Genomic DNA, 12,345 nt, shown 5'->3' on the forward strand with positions numbered 1-12,345 from the left:
TACCCTCATCTTAAAAGTTTTCTCAAATACTTAGCATCCTCATGCGGGATAACGTATCTTTGCAAAAATTTTGGCAATGAGCAGAAACGATAGATCTTCAGGTGGTAAGAATAGTGGCAGACAAGGTGGTGGTACCCGGAAAAAATCTCACGCACGTGGGAATGCACCGGTAAAGCCAAAAATGGAGAAGAGTCCCCTTTCTAATACCGAAGGTATTCGTCTTAATAAATATATCGCAAACTCTGGAATTTGTTCCCGTAGAGATGCTGATATGTACATTGCTGCCGGTAATGTTACTGTGAACGGTAAGTCTGTTACAGAGATGGGTTATAGAGTAAAACTTGAAGACGATGTTCGTTTTGATGGTCGCCGAATCAACCCGGAGAAACCACAATATATTCTTCTGAATAAACCAGCTGGATTTTTTGTAACTGGAAATCCTGAAAAAGGTGGTAAAACTGTGATGGAACTTGTTTCAAAAGTTACCGACGCTAGAGTAAGTCCTGTAGGGAAACTAGATAACCAGGCAAAGGGTCTGTTGCTGTTTACCAATGATGGAACTCTAGCTAAAAAACTGGCCAAACCTAAGAATGGAATTCGCCAGATCTATCATGTAACGCTTAGTAAAGCTCTTTCCAAGGAAGATCTTGAATCTATCGAAAAAGGAGTTTTCCTTGAAGGTTCTAAAGTGATCGTGACCAGCATTAGCTTTATTGACGACAAACCTCATACTGAAGTTGGGATCGAACTTTACAGCATTAAGGAACATATTGTAACCAGGATCTTTAAGAGCATGGGGTACGATGTAGAAAGCCTGGATCGCGTTGTTTTTGGAGGTCTAACCAAGAAAGATCTGTCTCGCGGACGCACCAGAAACCTTACTGAACAGGAGGTTATCAACCTTGGGATGCACTAATTCATTTTTTAGCTTTTCCATTTTAATTTTTTAAATACATTTACCACGTCAAAAGTCGGAGGATTTTCCCTGGCTTCCTGTCGATCTATAGGTAATTGAATAGAAATATCTTTTTATTAGCTGAAAAGCCTTCAGCATTGCAACTCCATGACGATCAGATAACTATCGTCAAGCAATGGAGCGAGTCAAACTCTTTTCTTAACATTAATTTATTAGTCGATCTTTTTGACCCTATCAATTATTATCTAATTTTTAGCCTTAAAATCATTTACGCAAATTGAATACAAAGTACAGCGATCTCATAGACCAGACTTATTACTTTCCACAGGAAGAATTTTCACTGGAAGGAACACAATTAAAATTTCATGATATTGACCTGATGAAGCTTGTGGAGCAGTATGGCGCTCCACTCAAGTTTACATACTTGCCTAAAATATCACAGAATATCAACAGAGCAAAAGGCTGGTTTCAGGCCGCTTTGGAAAAACATGATTATAAAGGTTCCTATAATTACTGTTATTGCACCAAAAGCTCCCATTTTGAACATGTTCTCAAGGAAGCTTTAAGGAATGACATTCACATTGAAACTTCTTCAGCTTTTGATATCAATATTGTTGAAAAGCTTAAAGCTGCAGGAAAGATCTCCAATGATCATTGGGTAATTTGTAACGGTTTCAAAAGAGATCAATACGTAGAAAATATAAGTAGATTGATCAATAGCGGACACGAAAAGTGTATCCCGGTGATCGATAATTATGAGGAACTGGATCTACTTTCAGAAAAAGTGGACGGGAAATTCCAGGTAGGGATAAGAATTGCTTCGGAAGAAGAGCCAAAATTCGAATTTTATACCTCAAGATTGGGAATTGGATACCAGAACATCGTTCCTTTTTTTCATAAACAACTGAAGGATAACGAGCAGGTAGACCTTAAAATGCTGCATTTTTTCATTAATACCGGGATTCGCGATACAGCCTACTACTGGAATGAATTGAACAAGTGTTTGAAAGTATACACCAGTTTAAAGAAATTATGTCCTAGCCTGGATAGTTTGAACATTGGTGGAGGATTTCCTATCAAGAATTCACTGGCTTTCGATTATGATTATGCTTACATGGTAGATGAAATCATTAACCAGATCAAACTAACCTGTGAAGAAGCCGGAGTAGATGTTCCAAATATCTTTACTGAATTTGGAAGTTTTACTGTTGGTGAAAGTGGTGGTGCGATCTACGAGGTTTTATACCAGAAGCAGCAGAACGATCGTGAAAAGTGGAATATGATCAACTCTTCGTTCATCACTACATTACCAGATACCTGGGCGATCAGTAAAAAATTCGTCATGCTGGCAGTAAACAGGTGGAATGATGAGTATGAAAGAGTTTTACTGGGAGGTCTAACCTGTGACAGTGACGATTATTATAATTCTGAACAACATACTAACGCGATCTATCTTCCGAAGTTTAAAAAAGAGAAGCCTTTATATATAGGGTTTTTTAATACCGGTGCATATCAGGATACGATTGGAGGTTTTGGCGGATTACAGCATTGCCTTATTCCGCAGCCAAAGCATATTTTAATCGACCGGGATGAAGATGATAAGATCACAACGAAACTTTTCAGCGAACAACAGAACTCTGAAGACATGCTAAGTATTCTTGGCTATGATAGAAATAATTAAAACGATACCTTTAACCAACTAATAAACAACTAACTAAACAATTCAATTAGCCATGAGCAAAAAGAATTACGCCGGGATACCCGATAAATATGCTCGTATAGACGAAGCAAAAGTGGTATTGATTCCTGTGCCGTATGATGGAACCAGTACCTGGCAGAAAGGTGCCGATAAAGGTCCGGATGCATTTTTAGACGCTTCAGAAAATATGGAGCTGTATGATATCGAGACAAATACTGAGGTTTACAAAAAAGGAATTTATCTCGCACCACCGGTGACCGAGGATTCTTCTCCCGAAAAGATGGTTGAAGCGGTTTACAAAACCACGAAAAACTATATTAAACAGGAGAAATTCGTAACCCTCTTTGGGGGTGAACATTCAGTTTCTATTGGTAGTATCAAAGCTTTTAATGAATCTTTCTCAGACCTTACGGTAGTACAACTGGATGCTCATGCAGACCTAAGACCTGAATACGAAGGATCAACCTGCAATCATGCCTGTGCGCTTCATGAGGCCAGCAAGACTACGAACCTTGTTCAGGTAGGAATTCGCTCCATGGACATTTCAGAAAAAGATCATATGGACGAAAACCAGGTTTATTTCGCTCATGATCTTTACGAAGACTGGCAGGAAGATGCGATTGGACAAATGACTCCAAACGTATTTATCACTATAGATCTTGACGCTTTCGACCCTAGCATCATGCCTTCAACCGGTACTCCGGAGCCAGGCGGATTATTCTGGTATGAGACACTGGAATTTCTCAAAATGATGTTCAAGAAAAAGAATGTGGTTGGTTTTGATATTGTAGAGCTTTGCCCGGATAAGAATGAAAAATCTTCAGACTTCCTGGCAGCAAAACTTTATTACAAAATGCTGAGCTACAAATTTAAATACCAAAATTTTACTGAAGAAGACGAAGATGAGTAAAGGACATATTTCCCAATTTATAGAAAAATATTACCTACATTTTAATGCGGCGGCGTTAGTAGATGCTGCAAAAGATTACGAAAAACAGCTGCAAGGCGGTTCAAAAATGCTTGTTTCCCTTGCTGGGGCAATGAGTACTGCAGAGATAGGAAAGATCTTTGCCGAGATGATTCGCCAGGACAAGGTGCATATTGTTTCCTGTACCGGGGCAAACCTTGAAGAGGACGTGATGAATCTTGTAGCGCATTCACATTACAAACGAGTTCCAAATTATCGTGATCTTACCGCTCAGGATGAGTGGGATCTATTGGAGAAAGGTTTAAACCGGGTTACAGATACCTGTATTCCTGAAGAAGAGGCTTTCCGTAGAATTCAGGATCATATTTTCAAGATCTGGAAAGATGCTGAAGAAAAAGGACAACGTTATTTCCCACATGAATTTCTGCATAAGTTATTGCTCAGCGGAGTTATGGAGGAGCATTACGAGATCGACCTAAAAGATTCCTGGATGTATGCTGCTGCGGAAAAGAACCTGCCAATGGTGGTTCCTGGATGGGAAGATTCTACCTTAGGAAATATCTTTGCTTCATACGTGCTTAAAGGTGAACTGAAGGCAAGTACGATGAAATCTGGGATTGAATATATGACTTTCCTTGCCGACTGGTATACTGAAAATTCCGAAGATGGAATTGGATTCTTCCAGATTGGTGGTGGTATTGCCGGGGATTTCCCAATTTGCGTGGTTCCAATGCTTTATCAGGATATGGAGCGTACAGATACTCCTTTCTGGAGCTATTTCTGCCAGATTTCAGACTCTACAACCAGTTACGGTTCTTACTCCGGAGCTGTTCCAAATGAAAAGATCACCTGGGGAAAACTGGATATAAATACTCCTAAACATATTATTGAAAGTGATGCGACCATCGTTGCACCACTGATATTTGCCTATCTCCTGGATATGTAATTAACAAATAATTACCTTACATTGAAGCTGCTCAACAGGCGAAATTGCCTAATATTGAGCAGCTTTTCTGTTTTATATTAAATGAAGAAACTTTTTCTCTTTCTCATCATCGCCTTTTCAATACAGTCCTGCAATACACCCAGTTATATGTTTTCCAGTGTATCGCAAAAAACGTATAGCTTTCCGGAAGGCACCTACTTACTAAATATTATTGATGCCCCAGAAAGCGTTCGGCTTGAATTAAGAGAGATGATTTTTGACAAATTAGAAGATCGAATCTCAAATGGAAAACTTGTGAGCATACAAGACACGCCAGGGACTTTGATCAACTCACAACCTGGTTTCAATAGTTCAGCGGAAGATCTTGTCCAATTGGCTTCAAGAGCAAAAGGTTATGACTATTTCATCAATATCAAAGCTGAAAAGCCTTCAGATGATCTTGGATCTCTACAGATAGGGAATATCGAACCTGGTGAGGCCAATGTGACCAAGGTGTCGCTGGAGATCATTAATTTAAATGAAAAAGTTAGTGTTTATTACAGCCATGTACGGTCTGAGTTGAAAGTTCCTGATGATAGTAAGGATTTTGCATTCTCTGTAAGTGCTCAATCTATGATGAAAAACAGTTTAAAGAAGATCCTTAAAAGAATGTATAACTAAGATGGAAAACTGGCCAATATTTGCAATAGGTTTTTTAGCGCAGCTATTATTTAGTGCTAGATTGATAAGTCAATGGTTTCTTTCTGAAAAATCCAAGGAAGTTGAAACTCCGGTTTTATTCTGGAAACTGAGCTTACTGGCCTCTATTTTATTATTCACCTATGGATATTTACGGGATGATTTTGCAATCATGTTAGGGCAGTTCCTCATCTACGGAGTATACTGGCGAAATCTTTCTTTAATGAACGAATGGAAAAACCGAAATATCTTCTTTAAAGGACTGGTCATAATTTTCCCATTTGCTATTGCGGCCTACATCACTTTTTTTGGAACACAAACCTGGGATGATGTATTGAGGTCTGAAAATATTGCGGGTTGGATCATTGCTTTAGGTTTGGTAGCTCAAATTGTATATACCTCAAGATTTTTTTACCAATGGTATTATTCTGAAGTAAATCAGGAATCTTCATTACCGCTGGGTTTCTGGGTCCTTAGTTTAATAGGCTCCAGCTTGCTTTTTACCTACGGAATATTCCGGGAAGACCCAGTTCTAATGGCTGCACATTTCTTTGGCGCACTCATCTATATGCGTGATATATATCTTCTGAAGAAATCTAATAAACCTAATCCACAAGCCTAGACCTTTTCTGAAGGAATAGTTCATACAGGAAATATCCAATTACTACCAAATATTCTAAGGCTACCAGCCAAAAATTTTCATCGTATTGAGTATTGGAATAAGCCGAATAACTCAGGATGACCAGTAAACACCAGACAAGCATAAATCTAAATCTCGTAAACACGCTTAGAAAGACTGGAATTGCCAGATACCAGGGGTGCACTGTTGTAGATAGAAGTAGATAAACAGAAATACCAAATAGCATATTCTTAATCAAGCTCTCCATCGTCCCATTCTTCCGTAGAAAAGTCAGAAGTAGAACCGCAACAAATGTGATTACGGGTAAGATCTTGCCAGCGGTCTCAATGATGTTATAGCCTTTCACCTGAAAACCTATCCACCTCACCAGGTAATATACCGAGGCGTTGAATTCAAACTTACCAAACCATAATCCAACACTTGCCATAAAATTCGCCATCACCTCTTCGGAATAAAATGGAACAAACGAGATCACCAGTGTTAGGATTATCAGGCTATAAAATCCGAGTAATTTCAAGAAAGACAGCTTCGAATTCTTCAGAAAAAAACCGAGGAAGAGTGGCAGGAAAAGCAGTGGTAACAGTTTGACAGAAATGGACAAACCGAGCACTATTGCAGAAGCTACCCAGCGTTTCTGTTGCAATAGATAAAGAGACCAAACCAGGAAAAGCACCATGACCGACTCAAAATGCAAATTTCCGCTCATTTCTATGATGATGAAAGGATTGAGGATATAGAGAAAGATCCTATCTCTGGACATTCTGAGATTTGAAAGCAAACGAGCACCAAAAAAGAGCGTTCCGAGGTCGGCCACGATAATTAGCGATCTTAGAAACATCACATTCAGCACTTGGCTCGAATTTGCTAGAAACGACGAAACAGCGAATAGCAACTGATTAACCGGTGGATAGTTTGAATAATGTCCTGCGCTAAGGCTCCCCATTCCCTGTAATAAAACTTCGGTATTCGGAAAATTAACATCATTGAAAATTTCCGCAGGAATAAATTGATATGGATTAATCCCAGCAATAATAAGCTGTCCATCCCAAATAAATCTGAAGTAATCCTGCGAAAGTTCTGGAATTGCGAACAAGAAGATCAATCTAAAAATGATCGCAAGTATGACCAGGAATTTGAAATTGTGACGTAGTAAGTTATAGAGCTTGTAACTCAGGAAACATAAAGCCGTATAAAGCATCAACAGCCGACCAAAATCTTCGCGGACTAATCCATATGCAAAACTCCAGTAAAAGGCCACACAGGAGAGCGCTATAAGAATTGGGAATTTGTAAAGCCTGAGCAGTTTTAGATCCATTCCGGTATAAGGATTTCCGACTAAGTTAGTTAAACTTCAGACTTTAAGCTTTGTATGAAAACGAAACCAAAACCGGCGAATAGCATGAGGTGGAAAATGATGAGTCCGAATTCCTGAAGTCGGAATGCGCTAAAAATTGCAAAGCCAAAATAAAGAAACAGTATCCCTTCAATAATGATATTTTTTGAAAACTTACCGGATAGGTATTTATTACCCTTCCATTTGTCACCACTCTCACTAATATTGAATTTTGGTGTTCTTATAAATTCCGAGCGTTTCCCGAGATGACCTTCCAGAACAGCCAACGAGTTATGAACTGAAAAGCCCATCGCTATTGAAAAAAAGGTTAGGAACATCCCAACAAACTTAAGAAAGGATTTGAGTCCTTTTCCATGTATTCTTGACCAGGCGACATAGTAACAAAGAAAAAAGATGAGCGTACTTAGGGCAAATACTGCCACCAGATTAAAATACCAATCGAAAGCCGGATTGGAATTTTTGATGTAAAGTACCGGTAAACTGAGCACCGCAAGAAACAAAACGATCAAAAACATACTGGAGTTCAAAAGATGAAAGAACCCATGAAACTTGGTACTGAATGATGCCGATTTATCTCTTAATAATTTACCGTAGTTCTTCCTGAAATTTTCGGCAGCGCCTTTGTTCCACCGAAATTGCTGGCTCCTTGCTGCACTAATCACCACAGGCAATTCGGCTGGAGTTTCTACGTTTTCAAGGTACTTAAATTCCCATTTTTTCATCTGGGCCCGATAACTGAGATCAAGGTCTTCTGTAAGCGTATCGCCACTCCAGTTCCCGGCATCCAGAATACATTCCTTTCTCCAGATTCCCGCTGTCCCGTTAAAATTGATAAAATTGCGACCAAAATTTCTTCCAGTTTGTTCCAGTATAAAATGAAAATCAAGCGCAAAAGCCTGTATCCTGGTAAGTAGCGAATAATCACGATTTAGATGTCCCCAACGGGTTTGCACCACACCAATCCTGGAATTTTTAAAATAAGGCAAGGTTTGTTTCAGCCAATTTTTGCCAGGTACGAAATCTGAATCAAATACCGCGATATACTCTCCGCGAGCGATCTTCAGACCTTCTTTTAAAGCTCCGGCTTTATAACCAGTCCGTGTTTCTCTGCAGATATGCCGTATATCCAATCCTTCCAGACTCAGACTTTCAATAAGTTTAGAAGTGATGTTTACAGAATCATCTGTAGAATCATCCAGGACCTGGATCTCAAGTTTTTCCCTGGGATATTCTATTCTGGCAATATTATTCAGCAAACGCTCAACAACATATTCTTCGTTATAAAGCGGCAATTGTATGGTGACAAATGGATAGTCATCGTTCGCTTCGAAGTTAAATTTTTCCGCAGTCTCGGTGGATTTTAAAGCTTTGAGGTAATTGAGCAAAAGGTGTAGCTGCGAGAGGCTGTAGATGAAGATAACCAGCAACGCAAGCGTGTATAGTATGATCACCAGCAGGTCTATCATTTAAAACTGTATTTGAAGATCCATCCCAATATTTTCACACCTGCAAAGATAGCACCTTTAAGTGTTCCTGAAACTTTGGAAACCCCGATCCGGTTTCGATAATGCACTGGGATCTCGGAGTAATCTAAATTTTTCCTAAGTGCTTTTAATTGCATTTCAACCGTCCAGCCATAGGTCTTGTCTTGCATCTCCAGCTGAAGTAATTTTTCATATTTGATCGCTCGAAAAGGTCCAAGATCTGTAAAAGTAGAGTTGAAGAACAATTTCATTAAACTTTTAGCCAGCCAGTTTCCAAAGATCTGCGGAAAGGTCATCGAACCAGTTTCCCGCCATTCTTTTACCCTCGCTCCTACTACAAAATCTTTGTTATCTTCAATGATCGGCTGAATGATCCTTACTAATTCTGAAGGATAATCTGAATAATCTCCGTCCAGAAAAACTATAATATTCGGCTTTTTAGACTGTTCAGAGATGTATTGCATTCCCTTTAGACAGGCATAGCCATAACCTTTTCGATTCTCCTGCAGGACTGTAGCACCGGCAGCAGCAGCATTTGCTTCAGTAGCATCTGTAGAATTATTGCTAACCACAATGACTTCTTCTACAATGTCAGGAATAGCTGCGATTACCAAACCAATCGAATCGGCTTCATTATAGGCCGGAATGATCACTTTTATGGAAGAATGCATGGGCAGTTATTCAGTTCAGCTTAAGAAGTGCGAAAATAAGCGAACTCCTTACAAATTATAAGCTTTTCTGCTTCAGAAGATCTAAAAGATCTACATTCTCCCCCACAACTCCATTTTCTGCCGTGATTCGGTTATTGGTAGATCCATTCTCCAGTTTGAGTACACCTCTTGGACAAACCGCTGAGCAGATTCCGCAGCCAACACAACTGGATCTAACGATATTCTCACCTTTTTGTGCGTATGCCCGTACATCGATCCCCATTTCGCAATAGGTAGAACAATTTCCACAGGAAATACATTGACCGCCGTTGGTCGTAATTCTGAATTTTGAGAATAGACGTTGTTGCATTCCTAAAACTGCCGCCATTGGACAGCCAAATCTACACCATACACGATTCCCGAAAATTGGATAAAAACCAGTTCCAATGACTCCGCTAAATATTGCCCCTATCAGAAAACCATAAGCCTGGCGAAGGCTTTCCGCATTAAACAAGAATAAGTTCTGCCCGCTGAAATAGTGAAAAGCTATTAATCCCAGGATGATTACGAGATATCCAATTGCACCGTATCGTGCGTCCTTCTGTAATTCTTCTCTTTTAAAATACCAGATCGCTGCAAAAAGCAAGGTGAGAAATGTCCCAACACCAATCAGGAAGACATCACGTGTAAGCCAGTATTTTGAAGAATCATAGCCAAGGTAACTGTAGATGACAGCAGTAGTCATCAAAACGACGAAAACAAGCACACTATGCACCACCCATCGCTCAACCTTCCAGGCAAAAAGACTCTTATCTGAAAGTTGGCGGTAAGGATCTCCAGCAGTTTCAGCGAGACCTCCGCAGCCACAAACCCAGCTGCAATACCATCTTTTCCCGTATTTATAAGTCAGAATCGGGGTGATCACAAATATTGAAACCACACCGAAAATTAGCAAAGCCAGTCCTATATTACCCGATGAGAGAAAACCATCTACCCGGTATTGTTCGAAATTATAATAATTAAGCGGCCAGATATTCTTAAGATCGTAATACGGCAGGTTCATCCCATCGTCGTTAAGCCTGGACATAAATTCAGGAATAAGAAATGCGAATGCCAGCTGAAAGAACATCACACTAAAAGTTCTTAATTTCTCATAGCGATTATGCCGGTATTTCCATAGGAATTTCACTCCAAAGGCCAGAATAGCAATGGTATACAAAGTTCCATATACGAACCACTGGCTCGCCGGATTACCGCTTAACAAGTAACTCAGAGGATCAAACAGAGCGATCAATCCTACGTTATCCCCTTCTGCCCTTAAACCAAGATATTGAGGATAGAAATAGAGCAGTATATAGAACCCGGTCAAGCCAACACCTGTAAGATAAGCCACGTAACCGCGATTGGTCATACTTTTAAACCAGACTCCGTCGTTCTTAATGCCTGCATGCGTGCTCGAATAGGTAGCCTGAGCAAACCACACAATTCCTGCAGTGATCGATCCTAAAGCGATACTTAGCCAAAGAACCTTATTGGGGAAATTTAGATTGAAAGCAGCGAGACAAAGAATGATGAGTCCAGACATCCCCAGCAAAGTCGATATTTTCTGTCCTGTATTGAGAGATGCTGCAGCTTCGCCGGTTACCGACATATTTTGTTCAATTCTACTCATTAGGTGCTTTGTAAATTGTTCGTAAAACTTTTAAAAATCTCGGCCTCGTGATGTTCATAAAATTCGGGATCAAAATTGGCTGCTTTGAGGTTTGATAACACGTGGTTTATCGTCTTTCCTTCATTCAGCCATTTATCGAATACCTCCTGTCGCATTCGTATTCCGAAGGTATTGATTCCCTTGAATTTTCCTGATTCAGTATCAAAAGCGATCGTGATCGCCTTTTCTCCACTTTCGTGCTGCCAGTGAAAATGCTGCTCATTTACACCAGGCTTATTAAACACCCAGCCATATGTTTGATATTCTATATCGAAGAATTTAGCAGAATTAAACCAGTTACCTGGTTGGTAAGGAGTTCGGTTTCCAGTAATCGTTCTGGCTACAGTTTCACCCATGATTCTGCCAGTGTACCATACTGCTTCCACCGGTTTTCGTTCTCCTATGGCTTTTCTTTGTTGTGCACAATCACCAATCGCGTAAACATCTGGAATACTGGTTTCGAGAAATTCGTTCACGAGGATGCCTTTTTCGGTTTCAATTTCCAGGTTCTCAAGAAAGTTGATATTAGGTTTTACACCTGCGCAAAGACCAACAAATTCGCAATTGATCTCTTCCCCAGATTTGGTTCTAATAGCGCGAACGTTGCCCTGTTCATCTCCAAGAACCTCCTCAAGTTCTGTTTCGTGACGAAGGTCTATTCCATGCGCCAGGATATGCTCAGATATCATCTTTGCATCCTGTGGTGGCAATACGCCGCTCCAAAAGCCTTTTTCTCTCACCAGTAAAGTCACTGGAATCTTTCTTGTATGCAGCATTTCTGCCAGTTCCACACCAATGAGTCCGCCCCCAATGACAACCGCCTGTTTGATACTGGAGGTTCTTTCCTCCAGTTTTTCCAGGTCTTGTTTGGTGACCATTCCCTGCACGCCATTGAGATTTTCTCCTGGCCAGCCAAAGCGATTCGGCAAAGAACCGGTAGCCAGAATAAGCTTGTCGTAGTGCAATGTTTCTTCGGAAGAAAAACTGAGTTCTTTATTTTGAAAATCTATGTGATCAACCCAGGCTTTCTTAAGTCCTATTCGATTGTTCTCCCAGAACCAGTCTTCATAAGGCTTTAGATGGCCCCATTTCATATGTCCCATATAGAGATACATTAAAGCGGTACGTGAGAAAAAATAGTCAGATTCCCCGGAAATTACGGTGATCTTGCAGTCTGAAGCTTTTCTAATATGCCGGGCAGCAGTGATACCTGCAATTCCATTTCCAATGATAACGATATGCTCCATTTATTTTTATAATTTGCTACAGGCCAGAATATACTTAGTAAAGTAAGCTGAAAATAACTACAAACCCAATTATACTACTCAATAATCGCTCA

The 12,345-nt window shown here is 40.0% G+C and carries 11 protein-coding genes; 6 read left to right on the forward strand and 5 right to left on the reverse strand.

What is annotated here, in order from left to right:
* Positions 1 to 76 precede the first annotated feature (76 nt).
* The 6 genes from ABVM50_RS02590 to ABVM50_RS02615 all read left to right on the forward strand — a co-directional run bounded on the left by ABVM50_RS02590 (position 77) and on the right by ABVM50_RS02615 (position 5,789).
* On the forward strand, positions 77 to 916 hold the full coding sequence (locus ABVM50_RS02590) for a pseudouridine synthase (protein WP_405199832.1): 840 nt from the start codon (positions 77 to 79) through the stop codon (positions 914 to 916).
* Between the two features lie 277 nt (positions 917 to 1,193).
* Entirely contained in the window at positions 1,194 to 2,597 is a 1,404-nt protein-coding gene (locus ABVM50_RS02595) for an arginine decarboxylase (RefSeq protein WP_405199833.1), read from the forward strand.
* 52 nt (positions 2,598 to 2,649) lie between these two features.
* On the forward strand, positions 2,650 to 3,525 hold the full coding sequence (gene speB, locus ABVM50_RS02600; protein WP_322301307.1) for an agmatinase: 876 nt from the start codon (positions 2,650 to 2,652) through the stop codon (positions 3,523 to 3,525).
* Positions 3,518 to 4,489, forward strand: a complete 972-nt coding sequence (locus ABVM50_RS02605; protein ID WP_405199834.1) for a deoxyhypusine synthase family protein — start codon at positions 3,518 to 3,520, stop codon at positions 4,487 to 4,489. Before speB ends, ABVM50_RS02605 begins: the two co-directional genes overlap by 8 nt.
* Before the next feature lie 81 nt (positions 4,490 to 4,570).
* Complete coding sequence (locus ABVM50_RS02610; RefSeq protein ID WP_405199835.1) at positions 4,571 to 5,149, forward strand: hypothetical protein; 579 nt, start codon at positions 4,571 to 4,573, stop codon at positions 5,147 to 5,149.
* Position 5,150: 1 nt separating this feature from the next.
* The gene (locus ABVM50_RS02615; protein ID WP_141878967.1) at positions 5,151 to 5,789 is read left to right on the forward strand and encodes a lipid-A-disaccharide synthase N-terminal domain-containing protein; all 639 of its coding nucleotides are present in this window, start codon (positions 5,151 to 5,153) and stop codon (positions 5,787 to 5,789) included.
* Here the strand turns inward: ABVM50_RS02615 and ABVM50_RS02620 are convergent.
* Genes ABVM50_RS02620 through ABVM50_RS02640 form a run of 5 tightly spaced genes read right to left on the reverse strand, consistent with a single transcriptional unit; the run spans position 5,773 to position 12,253 of the window.
* Positions 5,773 to 7,122: a mannosyltransferase gene (locus ABVM50_RS02620; protein ID WP_405199836.1), complete on the reverse strand. Its 1,350-nt coding sequence runs from the start codon at positions 7,120 to 7,122 to the stop codon at positions 5,773 to 5,775. The genes ABVM50_RS02615 and ABVM50_RS02620 overlap by 17 nt on opposite strands.
* A gap of 29 nt (positions 7,123 to 7,151) precedes the next feature.
* Positions 7,152 to 8,627 (reverse strand): cellulose synthase family protein, encoded by a 1,476-nt coding sequence (locus ABVM50_RS02625; protein ID WP_405199837.1) that lies wholly within the window; start codon positions 8,625 to 8,627, stop codon positions 7,152 to 7,154.
* Positions 8,624 to 9,316 (reverse strand): glycosyltransferase family 2 protein, encoded by a 693-nt coding sequence (locus tag ABVM50_RS02630; protein ID WP_405199838.1) that lies wholly within the window; start codon positions 9,314 to 9,316, stop codon positions 8,624 to 8,626. Before ABVM50_RS02630 ends, ABVM50_RS02625 begins: the two co-directional genes overlap by 4 nt.
* Before the next feature lie 55 nt (positions 9,317 to 9,371).
* The gene (locus tag ABVM50_RS02635) at positions 9,372 to 10,967 is read right to left on the reverse strand and encodes a 4Fe-4S binding protein (RefSeq protein ID WP_405199839.1); all 1,596 of its coding nucleotides are present in this window, start codon (positions 10,965 to 10,967) and stop codon (positions 9,372 to 9,374) included.
* Positions 10,967 to 12,253: an NAD(P)/FAD-dependent oxidoreductase gene (locus tag ABVM50_RS02640; RefSeq protein ID WP_405199840.1), complete on the reverse strand. Its 1,287-nt coding sequence runs from the start codon at positions 12,251 to 12,253 to the stop codon at positions 10,967 to 10,969. Before ABVM50_RS02640 ends, ABVM50_RS02635 begins: the two co-directional genes overlap by 1 nt.
* Between the last annotated feature and the right edge of the window lie 92 nt (positions 12,254 to 12,345).

The sequence above is a fragment of the Christiangramia sp. LLG6405-1 genome, assembly GCF_045055805.1.
Taxonomy (GTDB): Bacteria; Bacteroidota; Bacteroidia; order Flavobacteriales; family Flavobacteriaceae; genus Christiangramia.

Excerpts from the sequence above, each read along its gene's own strand:
- ABVM50_RS02630 (WP_405199838.1), bottom strand. The coding sequence starts at position 9,316 with ATGCATTCTTCCATAAAAGTGATCATTCCGGCCTATAATGAAGCCGAT.
- ABVM50_RS02635 (WP_405199839.1), bottom strand. The coding sequence starts at position 10,967 with ATGAGTAGAATTGAACAAAATATGTCGGTAACCGGCGAAGCTGCAGCA.
- ABVM50_RS02610 (WP_405199835.1), top strand. The coding sequence starts at position 4,571 with ATGAAGAAACTTTTTCTCTTTCTCATCATCGCCTTTTCAATACAGTCC.
- ABVM50_RS02640 (WP_405199840.1), bottom strand. The coding sequence starts at position 12,253 with ATGGAGCATATCGTTATCATTGGAAATGGAATTGCAGGTATCACTGCT.
- ABVM50_RS02615 (WP_141878967.1), top strand. The coding sequence starts at position 5,151 with ATGGAAAACTGGCCAATATTTGCAATAGGTTTTTTAGCGCAGCTATTA.
- speB (WP_322301307.1), top strand. The coding sequence starts at position 2,650 with ATGAGCAAAAAGAATTACGCCGGGATACCCGATAAATATGCTCGTATA.
- ABVM50_RS02605 (WP_405199834.1), top strand. The coding sequence starts at position 3,518 with ATGAGTAAAGGACATATTTCCCAATTTATAGAAAAATATTACCTACAT.
- ABVM50_RS02620 (WP_405199836.1), bottom strand. The coding sequence starts at position 7,122 with ATGGATCTAAAACTGCTCAGGCTTTACAAATTCCCAATTCTTATAGCG.
- ABVM50_RS02625 (WP_405199837.1), bottom strand. The coding sequence starts at position 8,627 with ATGATAGACCTGCTGGTGATCATACTATACACGCTTGCGTTGCTGGTT.
- ABVM50_RS02590 (WP_405199832.1), top strand. The coding sequence starts at position 77 with ATGAGCAGAAACGATAGATCTTCAGGTGGTAAGAATAGTGGCAGACAA.